Here is a 19443-nt window from a genome sequence, read left to right as displayed (position 1 = left end):
GCAATGGTCACACTGAAAACTTCCAAAGAGCTTGCAAAAATGCGCAAGGCCGGCGCGATTGCTGCGCAGGCTTTGCAGGCAGGCGGCGCGGCGATCCGTCCGGGGGTTACCACCGGCGAGGTTGACCGGGCCATCAAAAGGTTTATTGTTTCAAAGGGAGCCAAACCCTCGTTTCTGGGGTATGGTGGTTTTCCGGGCAGTGCGTGCATCTCGGTGAATGAAGAGGTTATCCACGGGATCCCCGGTAAACGGATTCTCAGAGAAGGCGACATCGTCAGCATCGACGTAGGCGCCCTGTATGACGGATACCACGGGGACACGGCTGCGACCTTCGCGGTCGGCGCGGTGGATACGCAGGCCCAGACGCTGATGGATGCCACCCGCGAAAGCCTGCAGGCCGCTCTTGCGGTGATGCGGGTGGGTGCGCGGATCGGTGACATTGGCAGTGCGGTGCAGTCCTATGTGGAGGAACGCGGGTTCGGCGTGGTGCACGAATATGTCGGGCATGGCGTCGGCCGGAACCTGCACGAGGCCCCGGAGGTGCCCAACTACGGGCGTCCGGGACATGGGGTGCGGCTGGTCGCGGGCATGGTGCTCGCGGTGGAGCCGATGATTACCCAGCATTCCCCTGAGATCCGCGAGCTTTCGGACGGATGGACGATCGTCACCGCCGACAAGGGGCTTGCCGCACATTTCGAACACACCATCGCGATCACCGAAAGCGGGCCGGTGATCCTGACACAGCCTGAATAGGGGGTGCCGGGAATGCCGATCCAGACGGGCAGCGTGGTCGAGTCGATTGCAGGGCATGACGCCGGGCGGTTCTATGTGGTCGTCTCGGTGGAAAAGAGGCATGTCGCGCTTGCCGACGGCAAGGTGCGGCTGCTGGAAAAGCCAAAGCGCAAGAGTGTGAAACACATCCGGAAAACCAATGCTGTGCTGGACCTTTCCAGCGGAGCCACCAATAAAAAGCTGCGGACGTTCCTGCGGGGATGCCGCGGTGAGAGCGAGGGAGGAAACGAGCTTGTCTAAGGAAGATGTCATCGAGATTGAAGGCACCGTCGTAGAGAGCCTGCCCAACGCGCAGTTCCGGGTGGAGCTGCCCAACGGGCATCAGCTTTTAGCGCATATATCAGGTAAGCTGCGGATGAACTTTATCCGTATCCTGCCGGGAGATAAGGTCACACTGGAGATGTCTCCGTACGACCTGACCAAGGGGCGCATTACCTGGCGCTCCAAATAAGCAAGAAACATCCAAGGGAGCAGAAGGAGGTAATTTCTCATGAAAGTAAGACCTTCCGTTAAGCCCATCTGTGAAAAGTGCAAGATCATCAAGCGCAAGGGCCGTATCATGGTTATCTGCGCAAACCCCAAGCACAAACAGCGTCAGGGCTAAGTGTAAAACCGAATAATGGAGGTGTAACAGAAGTATGGCTCGTATAGCTGGCGTTGACCTGCCGAGAGAAAAGCGGGTCGAGATCGGTTTGACCTATATCTTTGGTATAGGCCGCAAAACCGCTCAGCAAATCCTTGCGTCCACCGGCGTGAATCCGGACATCCGTGTCAAGGACCTTTCCGAGGAGGACGTTTCCAAGCTGCGTGATTATATCGACCACAACCTGCATGTGGAGGGTGACCTCCGCCGTGAGGTCGCGCTGAACATCAAGCGCATGGTTGAGATCGGGTGCTACCGCGGCGTGCGCCACAGAAAGGGTCTGCCTGTCCGCGGGCAGAGAACCAAGACCAATGCGCGCACCAGAAAAGGCCCCAAGAAGACTATCGCCAACAAGAAGAAATAATCAGGGAGGGATATAGACGATGGCAAAAGCAACTGCCAGAAAAACAGCCACTCGCAGACGCCGCGAGCGCAAAAACATCGAGCGCGGAGCGGCGCATATCCAGTCCACGTTCAACAATACGATCGTCACCATCACCGACACCCAGGGCAACGCGCTTTCGTGGGCTTCGGCTGGCGGGCTGGGCTTCAGAGGCTCCAGAAAGAGCACCCCGTATGCCGCGCAGACCGCTGCGGAGACCGCTGCAAAGGCTGCCATGGAACATGGGCTCAAGACGGTCGAAGTGTTCGTAAAAGGACCTGGCTCGGGCCGTGAAGCCGCAATCCGCGCATTGCAGGCAGCAGGTCTCGAGGTCAACATGATTAAGGACGTGACCCCCATCCCGCACAACGGATGCCGTCCGCCCAAGAGAAGACGCGTCTAAACGCATCTGATCCCGCAGCGTGCCCCGCACGCCGCCCAAACCATTCAGGAGGTGCAATCAATGGCAAGATATACCGGCGCTGTATGCAGGCTCTGCCGCCGCGAGAACAAAAAGCTGTTCCTCAAGGGCGAGAGATGCTACACCGACAAGTGTGCCGTCACCCGCAGGGCTTCGGTTCCCGGGCAACACGGCAAGGCGCGTAAGAAGATCTCCGAATATGGAATCCAGCTCCGCGCCAAACAGCAGGCCAAGCGTTATTATGGGGTTCTCGAGAGCCAGTTCGAGAAATATTTCGATATGGCGGAGCGCCAGTCCGGCATGACCGGTGAAAACCTGCTGCGCATCTGTGAGAGCCGTCTGGACAATGTAGTTTACCGTCTGGGCTTCGCGGCTTCCCGCAAAGAGGCACGCCAGCTGGTTCGGCATAACCATTTCACTGTGAACGGCAAAAAGGCCAATATCCCCTCGATCCTGCTCAAGTCCGGCGATCTGGTTGCAGTGGCATCCAAGAGCGGCAAGCTCAAAGAGGTTGTCGAAGCGATGTCTGCCCGTCCGGTTGTAAAATGGCTGGACTGCGACAAGACCAAAATGACCGGCCGCGTCATCGAACTCCCGCACCGCGAGGACATCGACCTCGACGTTGAGGAGCACCTGATCGTCGAGTTGTACAGCAAGTAATCATGTGGAGGCGCGCAGCAATACGCGCCGCCGCATGACCGCGCAAGGTTTTAGGGAAACGAGAATGACAAGGCGGGGATTGAGTTTCCGCCGGAGAAGGAGGGTCCATTATGGTCAAAATCATAGAGCCCAAGATTGAGACGGTCGAGCTCAAGTCTGACGGTAGTTACGGCAAATTTGTGGCGGAACCGCTGGACAGAGGTTTTGGTACCACGCTGGGGAATGCCCTGCGCCGTGTGCTGCTTTCCTCTCTTCCTGGTGTTGCGGTCATCTCTGTGAAGATCGACGGCGTCCAGCACGAATTCTCGACAATCCCGGGAGTGAAAGAAGACGTAACTGAGATTATCCTCAACATCAAGGGGCTTACCGCAAAGCTGTATTGCGATGAACCCAAGACGGTGAGAATAGAGGCCCAGGGCGAGTGTGAAGTGACCGCCGGAAGCATCGAATGCGATTCGGAGGTTGAGATACTCGACCCGAGTATGCACATCGCCACGCTGGATGCGGGCGCCAAGCTCTCGATGGAGATTACGCTGCGCAAAGGGCAGGGCTATGTGTCCGCCGACCGCAACAAGCATACCGAGCTTGAGAAAGCTCCGATCGGAACCATCGCGGTTGACAGTATCTACACCCCGGTGCTGAAGGTCAACTATACGGTGGAGAACACCCGGGTAGAACAGATAACCGACTATGACAAACTCACGATTGAAGTCTGGACAGACGGGACCATCTCCGCGAAGGAGGCGGTGAGTCTGGCGGCCAAGATCCTCAATAGACAACTCAATCACTTCGTCGACCTTTCGGATGAGGTGAGCACAACCGAGATCATGGACAAAAAAGAGGATACCGGTAAAGATAAACTGCTTGAGATGACCATTGAAGAGCTTGACTTATCTGTTCGCGCGTTTAACTGTCTGAAGAGAGCCAGCGTCAATACCGTGGCGGACCTCATCAACAAGTCTCCGGACGAGATGATGAAGGTGCGTAACCTCGGAAAGAAATCGTTGGAAGAGGTTATTTGGAAGTTACAGTCACTGGGATTTGACCTTTCTAAGGACGAAGAATAATCCGGGCGCCAGGCGCCTGCAAAGTTTTGGGTAAGGAGTGAAATTCGATGCCAGGAACCAGAAAACTCGGCAGAACTTCCAGCCATAGAATGGCAATGCTCAGGGCGATGGTCACCTTCCTGCTGGAAAACGGCAAGATCGAGACCACTGTCACGCGGGCAAAAGAAGTTCGTGCGATGACCGAGAAGATGATTACAACGGCTAAAACCAACGACCTCCACTCCAAGCGTCAGATTTTCTCTTTCGTAACGAAAGAGGATGTCGCGAAGAAGCTGTTTGACGAGATCGCCCCTAAGTATCAGGAGACTAAGGGCGGGTATACCAGAATCGTCAAGATCGGCCCTCGCCGCGGTGACGCCGCAGAGATGGCAATTATCGAGCTGGTTTGAACCATATAAGCGATATGAAAAAACGCAGAGGATTTTCCTCTGCGTTTTTACTTTTTGGAATATTTATATTTATTTTTACAAATAGAAAATCTAACATTTCTGCGAATAGGTGCCTGTTTTGAAGGGTATCGATGATAGTATGTTTGACAGGGGGCTTTTTCACTTGCAAAAAGCCCCCTCTTGCCGCTTCGCGGCAATTCACCCGAAAAAAGCGCTTCACAGGATAAAGCGTTCCGCTCGCTGCGGCGAGCGGCGAGGGCTCCGCCCCTCGACCCCGCGATTTTTTGAAAAAAATCGAGTAAAACTTTAGTTTTGGGAAAAAGCGGCACCCGACCCCTCCCCGGAGCAAAAAAATCGAGAAAAACTTTGGCTTTTAGCAAGGTTCTTACACCAGTTGAAGCAGGCGGCGCACCACGTAAGATGCGATCAAATACCCTGCGGCGGGCGGCACAAATGCAATGCTTGCGGGAGCATGACGTCCGTTCTGGCTGTCTGGGCAGACCGTTTTACGCGGTGTTTCGAGGGAGTAGAGGACAGTCTGAGAAGTCACGCCGCGCTTTTTCAGCTCCCGGCGCATCACCCGCGCAAGTCCGCAGCCACATCCATTAGCAGTTTCGCAGATGTCACCAATCCGGAGCTGAGAAGGGTCGAGCCGGTTACCGGTGCCCAGACAGGTTACCAGCGGTACATGCCTTGTCTGGCATTCCTGTGCGAGGTGGAGCTTGGCGGTAACCGTGTCGATCGCATCCACCACAAAAGCGGGGGACCAGTCGAACAGGAAGGCATGGTTTTCGGGCAGATAAAATTCGGGGGTGAAGGTAAAATCCCCTTCCGGACAGATCGAACGCAAACGCTTTTCCTGTGCGTCAGTTTTGCGCCACCCCACCACCTCCCGGGTAGCGACAAGCTGCCGGTTCAGATTGGTGAGGTCCACCCGGTCATGGTCGATCAGCAGCAGATGCCCCACACCAGCCCGGCAGAGCGCTTCTGCGGCGGCAGAACCGACCCCGCCCAACCCCAGTATGGCAACCCTGGCGCTTTGCAGGCGTGCAAGCCCTTCGGAACCGATCAAAAGTTCGGTGCGCTGCAACCAGTTACCATCCACTGATCTTCCCCCTCCGTATTGCTCCAAATATACGTTTTGTAATGCCTGGATATAGTTTTTCCAAATCGTTTAAATGATCCTTAGCTGACTGGCGAGCGGTACATCCATCGACGGGGCAGGCACTCTTGACAACCGGAAGCCCTGCGCGGTTGACTGCGTTGCGGATCTCCCGTTCGGGGGCAAAGACAAGCGGCCGGATCATCGTGAGGTCTTTACGGGAAAGGTAGGTAACCGGGGAGAAACAACCGATCCGCCCTTCGTGGAACAGATTCATCAGGAAGGTTTCCACCGCGTCGTCGTAGTGGTGGCCAAGCGCGATTTTGTTGCAGCCAAGGGCTTTGGTAGTGTCGTGGAGCAGTCCGCGGCGCATTCTGGCGCAGAGGCTGCAAGGGTTGGTCTCGTTGCGGGTGTCGAAGACGATCGAACCGATATCAGTACGCCTGATCAGGTAGGGAATCCCGTATTCATCACAGAGTTGCTGGATTTTGGAATAATCGGACGGGAGACCGTTGAATTGATTGTCCAGCGTGATGGCTTTGAGGGAGAAATCGATGCCAATGAACGAGCGGACGCGGGCAAGTCCGACAAGCAGAGCAACGCTGTCCTTTCCACCCGAAACACCGACCGCAATGGTATCGCCGTTCTGAATCATCCCATACTCGGTGATTGCGCGCCGGATATAACCTAAAATTTGTTGCATATTGTGAGTAATTCCTCCATGTCCAAAAAGGTTTTCTGGATTTTTCCCTTGGAATTTGTTCAAGACTTTCCACAGACTTGTAGAGGGGGCTTTTCCATGCGCATGTTATTTCTCGGGCGTTGCGCCCGAAGCGCGGTTCACGCGACACCTGGGCAGGATGCGCCTTGCAGAGAGGGGTCAGCGATCCCTCCCCGCAGGCCCCATCCCGGCAGATGGGGAGCACCTTTTTAGCTGCCCCTTGTTTAAAAGTTTCGTCCACCTTTTCAAAGGTGGCGGGGTCGAGGGGTGGAGCCCCCGCGCCTTCAGGAGGGGGCGGAAGTTTTGGAGCGTTCAGCGCGAATCCGCACGATCCGCCGGTCGGAGACGGCCACGACCGTAAATTTCACTTCGCCAAGCGCTACCGTCGGATGCTCCCCTGGGGCGGGGATCCGTTCAAGTACGTCGGTCAGCAGCCCGCCGATCGTGTCATACTCCGAGTCCTCTGCAAGGGTGATCCCGAACAGCCGTTCAACATCATCGATCAGGACAGTTCCGCCGATCGCATAGCAGTCCTCCCCTAGTTTGAAGATCTCTTCTTCCTCGTCGTCGTATTCGTCCTGGATATTCCCAACGATCGATTCGAGCAGGTCTTCCATGCTCGCGATCCCAGCAGTGCCGCCGTATTCGTCCACTACGATTGCAACCTGTACCTTTTTTGCCTTAAACTGGCTGAACAGATCGACACAGCTCATGGTTTCGGGCACAAACAGCGCCGGACGCATATAGCTCTGAGGATCGAAGGTCTCATTGCTCTGCTCGATCAAGCGGAGCAGGTCCTTAACATAGACGATCCCAAGGATCGCATCAACATTGTCGTCGTAAACCGGGATGCGGGAATACCCACTTTCGAGCGCGAGCGCCGCCACTTCGGAAAGGGTCGCGGTTTTGGGGATGGCGCACATATCGGTACGGTGGGTCATGACCTCCGAAACGCACCGGTCATCAAACTCGAAAATATTGTTAATCATCTCTTTTTCGCTCTGTTCAATCTCCCCTTTTTCGCTGCCCACATCCACCATCATGCGGATTTCCTCTTCAGCGGCCTGCCCCGATTCAAGCGGCTCGGGACAGCCGACCAATCGGGCGAGCAGCTCGGCAAGCGCGCCGTTGAACGCGACAAACGGCCGGAAAAGCAGGGAAACAGTCCGGCAGAATCCGGCGAGCGCGGCCGCAACCGGCTGTGGGTGACGGCAGGCGATCCGGTAGGGAAGCAGCAGGCAGAGCACGTCCAGGATCAGCACCTGCACCGCACAGGCGAGAAAAACCGCTGTGTATCGCAGGAAAACCGGGGCGCCATCCACAGGGAAAAGCGCCGACAGGCTGCGCGCCAGATACGACCAGAGCAGTAGCGAGGTCACAACTGTACAGGAGAATCCCGCCAGCTTACAGCCCTCAAGCAGCGCGGCAGGTTTTTCGAGGTCGTGCGCGATCCGGCGGTCTCTCTTCCGCTCGGAGGCAGCAAGCTTTTTGACCTCTGCATCAGGCAGCTGGGTGAGGGCGGTGCGCCCGGCGGTTAAAAAGGCATTGCAGAATGCCAGGAACAGGATCAACGGCCAACTGGGATAGTCTCCCATCATCTCAATTCCTCCAAAGTGTTCCTGAAAGACAGGTTTGATTACCTCTAATATAAACATTTTCAGGGCGGCTGTCAATTTTTTGTGGCAGGTTGGGCAAAATAAGAAAAAAGTGCCGGAAAGGGCGTGTATAAATAAACAAGAAATTTTCGTCTTATCTGCGCTTTTTTGCAGAAAATTATCATAAATTTTGTTGTACATGCTGTTTACAACAGTGGACAAAGATGGTAAAATCTAAAGAAGATGGATTCCTTCGCGGGAAGTGACCGTGAGGGGTCTTGTCTCCATGACTAATTTCCAATTAGTTACTATTTTTAATAGGGAGGAAATACAAACATGGCAATCGTAAGGAAAAAGAAAACCATGGACGGTAATACTGCGGCAGCGCATGTCAGCTATGCGTTTACCGAAGTAGCGGGTATCTACCCGATTACACCGTCCAGCCCGATGGCGGACAATGTCGACCAGTGGGCGGCAAAGGGCCAGAAGAACATCTTCGGCACCGAGGTAAAGGTCGTCGAGATGCAGTCCGAGGCGGGTGCTGCGGGCACCGTCCACGGCTCTCTGGCCGCTGGCGCGCTGACCACCACCTACACCGCTTCCCAGGGCCTGCTGCTGATGATCCCGAATATGTACAAGATCGCCGGCGAGCTGCTGCCCTGCGTGTTCCACGTTTCGGCGAGAACGGTTGCGTCCCATGCGCTGAACATCTTCGGCGACCATTCGGACGTTTATGCCTGCCGTCAGACCGGTTTTGCGATGCTGGCTGAGACCAATACGCAGGAGGTCATGGATCTGGGCGCGGTCGCACATCTGGCGTCGATCAAAGGCCGGGTTCCGTTCATCAACTTCTTCGACGGATTCCGTACTTCCCACGAGATCCAGAAAATTGATATCTGGGATTACAAAGACCTGGCGGAGATGCTCGATTTCGACGCAGTGGAAGCGTTCCGCAAACGCGCTCTGAACCCCGAGCGCCCTGTGATGCGCGGTTCCCACGAGAACGGCGACATCTTCTTCCAGCATCGTGAGGCCTGCAATGAGTACTACGAGAAGCTGCCCGCAGTGGTCGAGGAGTACATGGGCAAGGTCAACGAGAAGCTGGGCACCGATTACAAACTCTTCAACTACTACGGCGCACCGGATGCAGAGCGCGTTATCATCGCAATGGGTTCGATCTGCGACGTTGCAGAAGAGGTCATCGACTATCTGACCGCTGCCGGCGAGAAGGTCGGTCTGGTCAAGGTACGTCTCTACCGTCCGTTTGTTTCCTCCAAACTGATCGAAGCGATCCCCTCCACCGCAAAAGCGATTGCTGTCCTCGACAGAACCAAAGAGCCGGGCGCACTGGGCGAGCCGCTCTATCTGGATGTTGTCACCTCCCTTGCACAGGCGGGCATCTCGACCAAGGTGATCGGCGGCCGTTACGGCCTCGGCTCCAAGGATACCCCGCCCTCCAGCGTATTCGCAGTCTATAAAGAGCTTGCGAAGGCGGATCCGAAGCCGCAGTTCACCATCGGCATCACCGACGACGTGACCAACCTCTCGCTCGAGGAAGAGGTCTCCCCGAACACCGCTGCGGAAGGCACCATTGAGTGCAAGTTCTGGGGTCTGGGCGGCGACGGTACGGTCGGCGCGAACAAGAACTCGATCAAGATCATCGGCGACCACACCGACAAATATGTACAGGCGTACTTCCAGTACGACTCCAAAAAGACCGGCGGTATCACCGTTTCGCATCTGCGTTTTGGCGACAAGCCGATCAAGAGCCCCTACTATATCAACAAAGCAGACTTTGTTGCCTGCCACAACCCGTCTTATGTGGTCAAGGGCTATAAGATGGTCAACGATGTCAAACCGGGCGGTGTGTTCCTGATCAACTGCCAGTGGAGCCCCGAGGAGCTTGACCACCATATGCCTGCCGAGGCAAAACGGTATATCGCCAAGAACAACATCCAGCTCTACACGGTCAATGCGATCGACCTCGCGATCAAGATCGGCATGGGCAAGCGCACCAATACCATCCTTCAGGCGGCGTTCTTCGCACTCGCGAAGGTTATGCCCGCTGAGGACGCGATCAAATATATGAAGGATGCGGCCCTGCATTCCTATGAGAAGAAGGGCATGGACGTTGTCAACATGAACTATGCTGCGATCGACGCGGGCGGCACTGCGTTCGTCAAGATCGATGTTCCGGCTTCCTGGGCGGATGCGCAGGATACAAATGACAGCGCAGCTCTTGAGGGCAAGTCCGAGCTGGTCAAGATGGTCAAGGACATCATGGAGCCGGTCTCCAAGATGAACGGCGACAGCCTGCCGGTCAGCGCGTTTGTCCCGCACGCGGACGGTACCTTCGAGCAGGGCGCCTCGGCTTACGAGAAACGCGGCGTTGCGGTGGCGGTTCCCGAGTGGCTGCCTGAAAACTGCATCCAGTGTAACCGCTGCTCGTATGTCTGCCCGCACGCAACCATCCGTCCGTTCGCACTCACCGAGGAGGAGGCCGCAGCCGCTCCGGAGGCAACCAAGACCCTCGAGATGACCGGTGCGAAACAGTACAAATTCGCAATGAGCGTTTCTCCGCTCGATTGTATGGGATGCGGCGTCTGCGTCAGCGTCTGCCCGGGCAAGAAGGGCGTCAAGGCGCTCGAGATGAAGCCGCAGGAGAGCCAGGCGGCACAGCAGCCGGTATTCGATTACATGGTTGCGAAGGTCGCGCCCAAGGCGGATATGCCGGTAGCGGTCGAGACAGTCAAGGGCAGCCAGTTCAAACAGCCGCTGCTTGAATTCTCCGGCTCGTGCGCAGGCTGCGCGGAGACCGCGTATGCACGTCTCATCACCCAGCTGTTCGGCGACAGAATGTATATCTCCAACGCAACCGGATGCTCCTCGATCTGGGGCGGCCCGGCGGCAACTTCGCCGTACACTGTCAACAAAGAGGGCCACGGCCCGGCGTGGGCGAACTCGCTGTTCGAGGATAACGCAGAGCATGGCTTCGGTATGCTGCTCGGCCAGAGCGCAATCCGTGACCGCATGATCGAAAAGACCAAAGCGCTGATCGCGGTTGAGCATACCTATGCACCGCTGAAAGAAGCGGCACAGGCGTGGCTGGATACCGTCAACGACGGCAAGGCAAACGCGGAAGCGACCAAAAAGTATATTGCTGCTCTGGAAGAGGGCCTCATGACGATTGACGATGTGTTGGCGTTCATCGCCAGCCCGGCCAGCAAAGAGGTATTTGGCGATAAACATGGTGAGATGCAGGCCCATGCACAGGCTCTGAAGGAGTCGGGCGCGGCTTACTGCGATTGCGCAGCCTGCGCGCTGGTTCAGGAAATCCTCGCTCACAAGGAGTACCTGTCCAAGAAATCGGTCTGGGTATTCGGCGGCGACGGCTGGGCATACGACATCGGCTTCGGCGGTGTTGACCATGTTCTGGCTTCCGGTCAGGACATCAACATCATGGTCTTTGATACCGAGGTCTATTCCAACACCGGCGGCCAGGCATCCAAGTCCTCGCAGATCGGTCAGGTAGCGCAGTTTGCTGCTTCCGGTAAGGCGATTGCGAAGAAGAGCCTCGCAGAGATCGCAATGTCCTATGGTTATGTCTACGTCGCGCAGATCGCGATGGGCGCTGACATGAACCAGACGATCAAAGCACTGACCGAGGCAGAGGCTTATCCGGGCCCGTCCCTGATCATCGGTTACTCGCCCTGCGAGATGCACAGCATTAAGGGCGGCATGACCAACTGCCAGAGCGAGATGAAGAAAGCGGTCGACGCTGGCTACTGGAACATGTTCCGGTTCAACCCGGCCAACAAGGCAGAGGGCAAGAACCCGTTCACGCTGGACAGCAAAGCCCCGTCGGCGAGCTACAGAGACTTCATCATGAGCGAGGCGCGTTACTCGTCGCTGACGAGAGCGTTCCCGGATCGTGCGGAGACTCTGTTCACCGAGGCGGAGAAGAACTCTCTGGCGCGGTACGAGCACCTGCTGCGGCTCCAGAAACTCTACGAAGTAGAATAATTCTACAAGACGCAGTTCCGCCGGTCCTGTTGAGAAACAGGACCGGCGGTTTTTGTTTCCCTACGCAAAGAGGATATACACATATTTCACATCTTTTTCATTGAGCTTGGCGACCCGCCCGTAGACTGCCTGCGGGACGTTGAGTGCTGTAAAAGCGGTATCCCCGGGATTGAGCATCAATCCCTGGGAGCATCCGGTCTGGGAAAAAAATCCCGAATAAACGTCCACCGTCCCGGAGGTAGCGGTCGCGCCGATCGGTACCTTGTCCACTGCATACAGGATGCCGAACCGCGGCGCAACCCCCATCTCGACTGCCCGCATGGGAGTACCGTCCCCAGTGTATCCTCCGACAATCGGAATCGCCTTGTTCCATGCGGCGCGCTCGGCCTCTGTGAGATGCATCGTCTGATCCGCAGTGTGGCTTCCGACCGCCTGATCTACCTTGCGGTTATCGGCATTGAAGTCGGCCATCTTGGGCTTGTCAGACCCAATCCACTGGTTCAGCTTGAGATGCTCGGTCATATTTGTACTTGCCATAAACACCCTCCTTCTCGGTTATCGTAAGAAGTTTCGTCCACCTTTTCAAAGGTGGCGGATTCCAAAGGCAGAGCCTTTGGTCGCTCATCGCAATGAGCGAAACACTTTAGAGCAGATGTGCAAACGTCTCGAACCAGTTCCAGGTCATGTCGCGGGCGTCGAGCATCTGCGCAGTATAGTCTTTCCGGTCGAGCGCATCCCAGCTCAGCCCATAGAGGTCGTTTGCAATCTCCAACCCGGCAGGGGCGAGCTGTCCGATCGTGCGCAGCAGAGTTTCAACATCCGGAAAAAATCCGGGGGAAAAATCCCCGCGTACCATCAGGCGCCCCGTCTGCTCTTCGATGGATACGACTGCCCCAAGCCGTTCCAGAAAGTCCTCAATTTCGGGGACTGTCCATCCGCACCCTCGGATGCATTCGGCGAGCGCCCGACGTACCGCATCCTCCTTCATCCCCTCCGGGGGTGTAAATCCATAGAGTGCGCACCATCTGCCGAGTTGCTCCGAGGACATCCGGTCGGGCAGGCTGGAGACGGATGCAAGCAGGGGCGGCAGAAGATCAAGCGCGGCCTGATACGATTCGATCTCACAGCGGATCATACTGCCCGGCCGCAGGTCGTAGATGCCGAGAGCAGCGGTTTGCGAAAGCAGGCTCATCCGACCATCTCCCTGACAACGATCTCCCCTGCCCGCAGGATTTGGGAGCCACCGGGGGTGAGATCGGCGGCAGGCAGGACAAACCGGTAATTTTCGGCGAAACCGCTATTCATAATCACCTGCCCCAGCCGCGCGAGGGTGCATCCCTGACCGATCCGGCGGCAGTTCAGTTCCTGGGCGAGCAGACCGGCGATCTGTTCCCGCCCGGCGGCATCAGCGGCCGCCTCAACATCAATCCTGACGGGGACAACCTCTGCGCGTGCCACGGCAACGGTGGTACATGGCTCCCGCAGCCGATTGAGCTGCTCCGAAAGGGAAGAGATCGTTTCGTCGGAGAGCTGCGCATCCCCTTCCGCGGCAACCAGAACAGTCACAGTGCCCCCCTGGCCGCTGACCGCCGCATCATACACCCCAGGGCAGGCGAGCGCGTGTTCCATATAAAATCCCCTGTTTGCGCCATTGTTCGGCTCCCGGCAGGCTGATTCGAGACGGGCGCGCAGATGCATGTCATCCTCACAGTCGGAACCGCCCGTAAAAGGCTCGGGGTTGCCGACCTCGGAGACCTCCCCACAGTAGGAGCGGATCAGGCAGACCGCACCCGCGACCGCATTTCCGGAAATACCGGGATGTACCGCCTGTGCGGGAACCAGCAGCTCGGAAACCCCCGGCTCCATCCGCCCTTCCGCAACCGTTTCATATTCGATCTCATCAGCAGTGGCGCAGATGCACCCTGCCGGGATCGTACAGGCAGTTTCGGCCTGTTTGCGTGAAAACCGCAGCATCCCGCTGGCGCGGCAGGCTTCCCGGCGGGAAAGCCCCCGAAGGGCGGCGTGCGCATCAAGCGTCTTGCCGGATGCGGTCGCGGGAAACGCCCCCAGACGGGCCTCTTCGATCTGTCCCGCGAGGGCGGAGAGCTGGACCGCCAGTGCGCGGAACCGGAAAGCCACATCCGAAGCGGGGTTGGGGCGGAAGCCGGTCAAACCAGCATAGGTCTCGGCCATCCTTTCGTAGTAATATTCCTGATCGTAGTTCATACAGTCACCTCCAACTGATAGTTCTGGTGTCCGGCTTCCAACCCGACCCGGACATGCAGCCGTCCTGCATCGGGGGAGAACTGGCAGTCGGCAGAGCGGACGCGCACATCGGGCATTGGTGCAAGGGCCTCCCGGCAGGCCGCAAGGGCCTTTTCGTTGAGGGCTCCCCCTGCCCCGCCGAGCTGATGCAGATAGCTGCCGAAGGCAGGATCATGCGGCAGGCTGCCCCTGCGGACCGCGAGCCGGAGAACCGCACGCTGGAGCAGCTCATGCGCACCGCTGACAGAAAGGGCGGAACCGTCGTGCCCGATCACCATATCCCCGTCGCGCAGCAAAACATCCAAAGAGACCTCCCCTTTCACACATAGTTGATATCCAGCAGGGTCAGCGTGGTGGTATAGCCGCCTTCCCCGAGGCGGTGCCGCACCTGCTGGACGAATAGCCCGCTTCTGGTGGTGTACCCATCATCCAGATCGACCCGGTCACCGAAAGCCGCCTCCAGCAGACCGGGACAGGTCGCGGTAATGACCAGCTTGCCCAGCATCGACCTTCTCACCCGCAGCCTGCCATCCAGCCAGCCGCCCTCGGTCCCCTCGCTGTATTCTGGTCCGGGGATCAGGCAGCGGATCCGCTGGATATTGAGTGTCGAAGCCTCCGGGTTGGTGTAGCTGTAGCTGTAAGCGCCGTCGTTGTCCCGGATGAGGAACTTGCTGACCGGCGCATACCGGTTGTTGACCACCCGCAGGCTTGCGTAGTGGGTAGCATCCTCCTGACGGTTAGAGATGTTCCATGTTTTCCCGCGCGGCGGGTTGACGGTACAGATCACATCCCCTTCATCGTTGAGATAAGCGGTACCGCGCGCAGCACTGCGGCAGAAATTGGAGAACGCCTCCCATTCACTGGTGCCCTTGACGATCTGGTACTGGCTGAAAAACGGGTTATCGACCCCGATGACGGTGGGAAATCCGTACGGGCTGAGATGGTCAGAGATGATCTCCCGCAGGTAGACATTGGTGTAGAGCTTGGGGACCGCCTCGTTATCGAGGAGGAGAGCGCCCACACTGCGGGCCGCGATCTTGAGCCTGCGCCCCTCGTCGGTATGGGAAAGGCAGGTTTCATCGACCAGCCCATAGAACAGCCGCTGTTCCCCGTGAAAGAGGAGCAGACGCATCAGTTCGGTGTTCATCGCCTGCTCGTAGGGGAACACCGCCTCAAGCGACTGGGCGGGCGAATCGTAGGACTTGACCAGCTCGAACTCGACCGGGTGGTCAAAGGTGAAGGTGTCCTTCGCACCGTAAGCGATAAACCGCAGCTTTGCCGGGTCGATCATTCCTCCTGCACCTCCTTGCGCTCAGTTTCGGTAAATTCGACCGCGTAGCTGAGGATTCTCCCATCCCCCTGGGCGGTATAGCTGAACCGGGAGACGACCGCCTCGAACTGTTGGCCGGTGGGTAGATAGAGCATCCCGGATGCACTGTCATCACAGAGCGCAGCAATGGCACGCAGTTTGGCAGCGGCGGTGTCAGCGTTGGAGGTGTCGAACACCTCCCCTTCGCACCGCACGACCCGGCAGCGCGGGCCGAGCGGCTGGGAGAGGGTACCGTAAGCGGGCAGCAGATGCGCGGCGATATTCTGCACATACGAAACACTGATCCTGCGGGGATTGGGCTGGAAGGTATGGTTTTTATACTGTAAATTGGTCAAATAGAGTCCTCCTTTACCCGAAAGCGTCCATCTCGTTTGAAAGCGGATGCGGATACCGGCGCGCCTGGGTTTTGAGCCGGTCATTGACCAGCCCCAACAGATCGAGATCACCGCTGACGGGAGTACGGTAGGTCACCGAAACAGCGGTCTCGGAGCTGTCCGCTTCGGCCCCGTCAAATGCGAGGGATTCCCCCGGCCCGGCGGTTTCCCGAACCGAAAAGGCGAGCGGCTCGGGGAGCCGGCTTTCCTGCGTCATAGCAGGCAGCGCATCGGGAATCCGGGCTTCCGGCAGGGTAGTGGACAGCGCCTGCGGCTGCTGAGGGTTCCGAACCGAAGCATGGAAGCTTTGAGGCAGACCACCATCCGGGGCCGAAGCGGAGAGCAGCTGCGGCACCTCTGAACCGGAGATTTCCATAGAAAGGCGGCTTGGCTCACCGACCGGTCGGGTGGTGTCGAGATACATCCCCCATACCATTGGGACGTCGAGCTTTTCCGGGGTGGTGACCGAAGAACGCGCCTCGATGAATCTGGCGTAAACCTCGAGATTTTTTGCAAGGTCCGCATTGACGTTATAGCCGTTCAAACCGCACCCTCCTCACCGGAAAACCCCGCATTCACGCCGCACTCATCGTACCAGACCTCCCCGCCGCCGTCCGGCTCAAAATAGAGCCGGACGAGGTCAGCGATCTGGCCGGCACTGAACCGGCGCAGGATCTCTTCGGGGGAACCGGCAGCATCCGGCCCATCGAGCGCCTGCCAGAGCAGGACCGCATTCCCCGCAACCGCCTGTTTCTGCCTGCCGGGAAGGTCCGCCCCTGGGAGATGTTCCAGCAGGCGTTCGGCCGCACCGGAAAACTGTAGCTCCTGCCAAGCGGAGCGGCGGCAGAACCGGAACGTCCGCCCCAGATAGGGGACAGAGAACCGGTTTTCGGGGAGACAACCGGCCCGGCTCAAAGTGCAACCTCCATCCGCGAGGAAGCAACTGCGGTGACCGTCTCATAGACAAGGTCGTTCAGACCGATTGCCTCATCGACCCCCGACCATTCGCATCCGGAATAGATGATCTTGCGGTCAGGGCGCACCACCACGATATTGAAGTTGGAAAGGTTGTGGAACCGGACTTCTGCCGCGGAGCCGCCGCAGATGACCACGCGGGAAAGCTCGATCAGGTACTTGACCCGCCCCCCAACCGTCCCGACCGGCTCATCCGAGCCGAACGCCTCGACGAACCGGCTTTCCCGGGAGGTTTTGGCCTTATAGCTCTGTGCAGCAGCGAGCCGCTTCCCGTCTACCTCGATATAGACATCCTTACTGGTAGGAAAAGAAACCAATGCCATACAGACACCTCCATTCAGATAGAAATTTCAGCCGAAATCACGATCTGGCTGATCTCGGGCGCGATTGAGAACGAGAGGGTTGCCACGCAGACCGACGGGTCCTTCGGGTGTGCGGCAACGACCGGGGGCAGAAAGCTGTCGATCACCCCTTCGAGACGCCTCGCCTCGAGTTCGACGGTCAGCTGGGACGCAATGCTCTCGCGGGTAGCGGAGGAATTTTTCATTCCCCGCAGGCGGGCGCGCACCGCGTACCGCAGCCCGGAAACCACCTCATCAACCGCGAGCACAGTAGAGACTGCGGAGAAGGTGCGGTCGGGCAACCCGTCTGTAAGGGTGTGGGAGGTCACCGCGCGGATGCATTCGACCACACCGCCCACCTGTTCAAACGGTGTGACCCCGGCAGCGAGCAACATTCCCACCTGGCCATCCGAGAGGGAACCGTCGAAGGTGCCAGAGAAGGGCAGTTCGGCGCCGTTGTAACAGCCCGCAGCGCCCTCACGGGCGATGAGCGCGGCGAAGGCAGCAGCGGTACGCAGGGTGCAGGACCCACCATCGCAGGCGACCGCCAGCCGTTCGCAGTTGAGCTGCCGGGCGATTGCGGCAGCGTCCTCCGGCTCGGAAACCGCGAGCACCCCGAACCGTTCCCGACCGGCGGTTCTGCATTCAGCGAGATGTGCAGCGAACGCCTCGCCGCCTCCATCCGAAACGACCACCCGGACCTCTTCGATCCCGGCAATTGCGTCGAACGCCTCCGCATAGTCCTCCCCGGCCGGAACCGCCCGCACCGGCGCACACCCCGCGTCAAGCAGGGCAAAAACCATCTGCTGGAGCGCGGAATTTTCGCCAAGCGCGGCGGCATCCTCCCGGGTATGGACGACTGTACAGCCTTGCGGCGCATCCGCACCGGCCTGCCCCACGGCGGCAACGGTCCTGACCGCGTTTCCGGAAGCGGCCGCGCGCACCGAGCTGCTGATAAATACGCCCGGCCGCATGGTATTGGGAATCTGGATCATAAAACCCCTCCTGTCATTTGATGTTTGCACGAATGATGATCCGGTCGAACGAGCCGCTGTCGGGGTCGGCTCCGGCGAGTATCCCATCGAGTACAGCGGTAGCGGTCATGCAGAACGCATCGAATCCCCTATCGTACGAGATGGTCCCGCAGTGGACCTCCCGGATGCCGAGTTTTGGGACGAGCACCCCGCAGAGCAGCTCGAACACCTCATGGCAGCCGGGGGAATGGCCGGCCGGACAAAGAATATCGAACCGTAGGGTGAGCTGGATCTGGCTGCCGCCGGACGGGACCGAGGGAAATCCAACCCCGTCGATCCCGACAGCAAGCGCACATCCGCCCGGCCTGCGGTGGGATTCCGAGGGGAACTCCCCGGTCACCCTTACCCCATAGGGGGAGAACTGCCCGGCGAGCAGTTCAGCGAACTCCCGTTTAATGGATAAAAACTGTTCCATCGTCTACCTCCTGATCCGCAGGTTTGAGGGAAGCCCAGCGATAGACCGCCTCCCCCCGGAACCGGAATTCATGGCAGGTCACCACGAGATAGCGGGCTGTTGCGGTCTCGAGGATGGTGCCGCTCTCGACCAGTTCCCCACCCCCGTCAGGCGGACCGTAATAATAGAACTGACGGGGGTCCTCCCGTCCGAATCGGGAGTGGAGAACCGGCTCGCCGGTGCCGAGCTGGTTGGTATGCGGCCGGGGCTGGATGCAGGCGAAGAAGGAGAAGACCTCCCCATCCCGAACGATACGGACCGGCTCGCCGCACCGTTCGATCGCCCCGCGCAGCGCAGCGGGGGTCATCCTTCCACCTGCCAGAGACCGGCGAACCCGGGTTCGAGCAGGCCGGCAGCCTTGGCCAGCAGCAGGTCCCGCAGAGTACGCGCACCTGAGCTTCCTCCGTTCCCGCTTGATTCGGAGACCGAAATATCGCCGATCTTGAGGCTCTGCGCCTCTCCGCCGGAGGAAACCAGCGAATACTGATAAAAGGCTTCTCCCGCAGCGGCAAGCACCAGACGGGGATCGTCTGCCGGTTCGGGGGCTTCACTTTCCGGAGGTGTCCCATCCCCCGCAGGCGGTTTCTCTCCCTCTTCCGGAGGTGTCCCATCCCCCGTGGGTGGTTTCTCCTCCCCCGCCGGAGATGTCCCATCCTCGATGGGTGGTACTTCCTCCCCTTCCGGAGGCATTCCCTCATCGGGCTTCCCCTCTCCCACCGGAGGAGATTCCCCCTCCGGCGGAACGACTGGCTTACGCATCGACTCGATCCATGCGGCAGCGGCTTCGCAAAGCGGAATCCATGGAGCAACGGATTCCTCGTCCAGCCGCGCGAACTGCGCAAACTGGCGGATAACCGGTTCCAACAGCATTAAAA

Annotated in this window: 26 protein-coding genes; 10 read left to right on the top strand and 16 right to left on the bottom strand. The window is 58.4% G+C overall.

Annotated features, from left to right (window positions below; genetic code table 11):
- Positions 1-3 precede the first annotated feature (3 nt).
- From map to rplQ, 9 genes are all read left to right on the top strand, one after another.
- Positions 4-753 carry a type I methionyl aminopeptidase gene (gene map / locus D5269_RS03870; protein WP_031219996.1) on the top strand — a complete coding sequence of 250 codons (750 nt, stop codon included), beginning with the start codon at positions 4-6 and terminating at the stop codon, positions 751-753.
- A 12-nt stretch (positions 754-765) separates the two neighbouring features.
- Complete coding sequence (locus D5269_RS03865; protein ID WP_016317596.1) at positions 766-1032, top strand: KOW domain-containing RNA-binding protein; 267 nt, start codon at positions 766-768, stop codon at positions 1030-1032.
- On the top strand, positions 1025-1243 hold the full coding sequence (gene infA / locus D5269_RS03860) for a translation initiation factor IF-1 (protein ID WP_006873261.1): 219 nt from the start codon (positions 1025-1027) through the stop codon (positions 1241-1243). The genes D5269_RS03865 and infA overlap by 8 nt, the downstream gene beginning before the upstream one ends.
- Before the next feature lie 39 nt (positions 1244-1282).
- The gene (gene rpmJ, locus D5269_RS03855; RefSeq protein ID WP_016317597.1) at positions 1283-1396 is read left to right on the top strand and encodes a 50S ribosomal protein L36; all 114 of its coding nucleotides are present in this window, start codon (positions 1283-1285) and stop codon (positions 1394-1396) included.
- 34 nt (positions 1397-1430) lie between these two features.
- A complete protein-coding gene (gene rpsM, locus D5269_RS03850) occupies positions 1431-1799 on the top strand; it encodes a 30S ribosomal protein S13 (RefSeq protein ID WP_016317598.1) in 369 nt (122 codons plus the stop codon).
- A gap of 19 nt (positions 1800-1818) precedes the next feature.
- The gene (rpsK, locus tag D5269_RS03845; RefSeq protein ID WP_016317599.1) at positions 1819-2220 is read left to right on the top strand and encodes a 30S ribosomal protein S11; all 402 of its coding nucleotides are present in this window, start codon (positions 1819-1821) and stop codon (positions 2218-2220) included.
- 60 nt (positions 2221-2280) lie between these two features.
- Positions 2281-2898 carry a 30S ribosomal protein S4 gene (gene rpsD, locus D5269_RS03840; protein ID WP_016317600.1) on the top strand — a complete coding sequence of 206 codons (618 nt, stop codon included), beginning with the start codon at positions 2281-2283 and terminating at the stop codon, positions 2896-2898.
- 110 nt (positions 2899-3008) lie between these two features.
- The gene (locus D5269_RS03835) at positions 3009-3965 is read left to right on the top strand and encodes a DNA-directed RNA polymerase subunit alpha (protein WP_016317601.1); all 957 of its coding nucleotides are present in this window, start codon (positions 3009-3011) and stop codon (positions 3963-3965) included.
- 47 nt (positions 3966-4012) lie between these two features.
- Positions 4013-4354 carry a 50S ribosomal protein L17 gene (gene rplQ, locus D5269_RS03830; RefSeq protein WP_016317602.1) on the top strand — a complete coding sequence of 114 codons (342 nt, stop codon included), beginning with the start codon at positions 4013-4015 and terminating at the stop codon, positions 4352-4354.
- Between the two features lie 385 nt (positions 4355-4739).
- Here rplQ and D5269_RS03825 read toward each other — a convergent pair whose 3' ends face one another.
- From D5269_RS03825 to D5269_RS03815, 3 genes are all read right to left on the bottom strand, one after another.
- Positions 4740-5459 carry a tRNA threonylcarbamoyladenosine dehydratase gene (locus tag D5269_RS03825; RefSeq protein WP_016317603.1) on the bottom strand — a complete coding sequence of 240 codons (720 nt, stop codon included), beginning with the start codon at positions 5457-5459 and terminating at the stop codon, positions 4740-4742.
- Entirely contained in the window at positions 5449-6159 is a 711-nt protein-coding gene (locus D5269_RS03820; RefSeq protein WP_016317604.1) for an ATP-binding protein, read from the bottom strand. Before D5269_RS03820 ends, D5269_RS03825 begins: the two co-directional genes overlap by 11 nt.
- A 302-nt stretch (positions 6160-6461) precedes the next feature.
- Positions 6462-7775, bottom strand: a complete 1314-nt coding sequence (locus tag D5269_RS03815) for a hemolysin family protein (RefSeq protein WP_158604921.1) — start codon at positions 7773-7775, stop codon at positions 6462-6464.
- A gap of 339 nt (positions 7776-8114) precedes the next feature.
- Here D5269_RS03815 and nifJ point away from each other — a divergent pair, with 339 nt between their 5' ends.
- Positions 8115-11795: a pyruvate:ferredoxin (flavodoxin) oxidoreductase gene (gene nifJ / locus D5269_RS03810; RefSeq protein ID WP_037376460.1), complete on the top strand. Its 3681-nt coding sequence runs from the start codon at positions 8115-8117 to the stop codon at positions 11793-11795.
- 60 nt (positions 11796-11855) lie between these two features.
- Here nifJ and D5269_RS03805 read toward each other — a convergent pair whose 3' ends face one another.
- From D5269_RS03805 to D5269_RS03745, 13 genes are all read right to left on the bottom strand, one after another.
- Positions 11856-12332, bottom strand: coding sequence for a hypothetical protein (locus tag D5269_RS03805; RefSeq protein ID WP_120485034.1), 477 nt, complete (start codon positions 12330-12332; stop codon positions 11856-11858).
- 106 nt (positions 12333-12438) lie between these two features.
- On the bottom strand, positions 12439-12987 hold the full coding sequence (locus D5269_RS03800; RefSeq protein WP_120485035.1) for a hypothetical protein: 549 nt from the start codon (positions 12985-12987) through the stop codon (positions 12439-12441).
- On the bottom strand, positions 12984-14021 hold the full coding sequence (locus D5269_RS03795; RefSeq protein ID WP_120485036.1) for a baseplate J/gp47 family protein: 1038 nt from the start codon (positions 14019-14021) through the stop codon (positions 12984-12986). Before D5269_RS03795 ends, D5269_RS03800 begins: the two co-directional genes overlap by 4 nt.
- Entirely contained in the window at positions 14018-14365 is a 348-nt protein-coding gene (locus tag D5269_RS03790; RefSeq protein ID WP_120485037.1) for a histidine kinase, read from the bottom strand. The genes D5269_RS03795 and D5269_RS03790 overlap by 4 nt, the downstream gene beginning before the upstream one ends.
- Before the next feature lie 14 nt (positions 14366-14379).
- Positions 14380-15351 carry a hypothetical protein gene (locus D5269_RS03785; RefSeq protein WP_120485038.1) on the bottom strand — a complete coding sequence of 324 codons (972 nt, stop codon included), beginning with the start codon at positions 15349-15351 and terminating at the stop codon, positions 14380-14382.
- A complete protein-coding gene (locus tag D5269_RS03780; RefSeq protein WP_120485039.1) occupies positions 15348-15725 on the bottom strand; it encodes a hypothetical protein in 378 nt (125 codons plus the stop codon). Before D5269_RS03780 ends, D5269_RS03785 begins: the two co-directional genes overlap by 4 nt.
- A gap of 13 nt (positions 15726-15738) precedes the next feature.
- Complete coding sequence (locus D5269_RS03775; protein ID WP_120485040.1) at positions 15739-16308, bottom strand: hypothetical protein; 570 nt, start codon at positions 16306-16308, stop codon at positions 15739-15741.
- Positions 16305-16679 carry a hypothetical protein gene (locus tag D5269_RS03770; RefSeq protein ID WP_120485041.1) on the bottom strand — a complete coding sequence of 125 codons (375 nt, stop codon included), beginning with the start codon at positions 16677-16679 and terminating at the stop codon, positions 16305-16307. The genes D5269_RS03775 and D5269_RS03770 overlap by 4 nt, the downstream gene beginning before the upstream one ends.
- Entirely contained in the window at positions 16676-17062 is a 387-nt protein-coding gene (locus D5269_RS03765) for a hypothetical protein (RefSeq protein ID WP_016317615.1), read from the bottom strand. The genes D5269_RS03770 and D5269_RS03765 overlap by 4 nt, the downstream gene beginning before the upstream one ends.
- A gap of 14 nt (positions 17063-17076) precedes the next feature.
- Positions 17077-18075 (bottom strand): hypothetical protein, encoded by a 999-nt coding sequence (locus tag D5269_RS03760; protein ID WP_016317616.1) that lies wholly within the window; start codon positions 18073-18075, stop codon positions 17077-17079.
- 13 nt (positions 18076-18088) lie between these two features.
- On the bottom strand, positions 18089-18529 hold the full coding sequence (locus D5269_RS03755) for a hypothetical protein (protein ID WP_016317617.1): 441 nt from the start codon (positions 18527-18529) through the stop codon (positions 18089-18091).
- Entirely contained in the window at positions 18507-18875 is a 369-nt protein-coding gene (locus tag D5269_RS03750; protein WP_120485042.1) for a hypothetical protein, read from the bottom strand. Before D5269_RS03750 ends, D5269_RS03755 begins: the two co-directional genes overlap by 23 nt.
- A complete protein-coding gene (locus D5269_RS03745; protein WP_120485043.1) occupies positions 18872-19438 on the bottom strand; it encodes a hypothetical protein in 567 nt (188 codons plus the stop codon). Before D5269_RS03745 ends, D5269_RS03750 begins: the two co-directional genes overlap by 4 nt.
- Positions 19439-19443 lie beyond the last annotated feature (5 nt).

Origin of the sequence: Anaerotruncus sp. 1XD42-93 (genome assembly GCF_009917605.1) — a bacterium.
Classification (GTDB): Bacteria; Bacillota; Clostridia; order Oscillospirales; family Ruminococcaceae; genus Anaerotruncus.
This window is presented reverse-complemented; position numbering and strand designations above follow the sequence as displayed.

Coding starts and splice junctions, on each gene's coding strand:
- map (WP_031219996.1), top strand. CDS start 4: ATGGTCACACTGAAAACTTCCAAAGAGCTTGCAAAAATGCGCAAGGCC.
- D5269_RS03865 (WP_016317596.1), top strand. CDS start 766: ATGCCGATCCAGACGGGCAGCGTGGTCGAGTCGATTGCAGGGCATGAC.
- rpmJ (WP_016317597.1), top strand. CDS start 1,283: ATGAAAGTAAGACCTTCCGTTAAGCCCATCTGTGAAAAGTGCAAGATC.
- rpsM (WP_016317598.1), top strand. CDS start 1,431: ATGGCTCGTATAGCTGGCGTTGACCTGCCGAGAGAAAAGCGGGTCGAG.
- rpsK (WP_016317599.1), top strand. CDS start 1,819: ATGGCAAAAGCAACTGCCAGAAAAACAGCCACTCGCAGACGCCGCGAG.
- rpsD (WP_016317600.1), top strand. CDS start 2,281: ATGGCAAGATATACCGGCGCTGTATGCAGGCTCTGCCGCCGCGAGAAC.
- D5269_RS03835 (WP_016317601.1), top strand. CDS start 3,009: ATGGTCAAAATCATAGAGCCCAAGATTGAGACGGTCGAGCTCAAGTCT.
- rplQ (WP_016317602.1), top strand. CDS start 4,013: ATGCCAGGAACCAGAAAACTCGGCAGAACTTCCAGCCATAGAATGGCA.
- D5269_RS03820 (WP_016317604.1), bottom strand. CDS start 6,159: ATGCAACAAATTTTAGGTTATATCCGGCGCGCAATCACCGAGTATGGG.
- D5269_RS03815 (WP_158604921.1), bottom strand. CDS start 7,775: ATGATGGGAGACTATCCCAGTTGGCCGTTGATCCTGTTCCTGGCATTC.
- D5269_RS03805 (WP_120485034.1), bottom strand. CDS start 12,332: ATGGCAAGTACAAATATGACCGAGCATCTCAAGCTGAACCAGTGGATT.
- D5269_RS03800 (WP_120485035.1), bottom strand. CDS start 12,987: ATGAGCCTGCTTTCGCAAACCGCTGCTCTCGGCATCTACGACCTGCGG.
- D5269_RS03795 (WP_120485036.1), bottom strand. CDS start 14,021: ATGAACTACGATCAGGAATATTACTACGAAAGGATGGCCGAGACCTAT.
- D5269_RS03785 (WP_120485038.1), bottom strand. CDS start 15,351: ATGATCGACCCGGCAAAGCTGCGGTTTATCGCTTACGGTGCGAAGGAC.
- D5269_RS03765 (WP_016317615.1), bottom strand. CDS start 17,062: ATGGCATTGGTTTCTTTTCCTACCAGTAAGGATGTCTATATCGAGGTA.
- D5269_RS03760 (WP_016317616.1), bottom strand. CDS start 18,075: ATGATCCAGATTCCCAATACCATGCGGCCGGGCGTATTTATCAGCAGC.
- D5269_RS03755 (WP_016317617.1), bottom strand. CDS start 18,529: ATGGAACAGTTTTTATCCATTAAACGGGAGTTCGCTGAACTGCTCGCC.
- D5269_RS03750 (WP_120485042.1), bottom strand. CDS start 18,875: ATGACCCCCGCTGCGCTGCGCGGGGCGATCGAACGGTGCGGCGAGCCG.
- D5269_RS03745 (WP_120485043.1), bottom strand. CDS start 19,438: ATGCTGTTGGAACCGGTTATCCGCCAGTTTGCGCAGTTCGCGCGGCTG.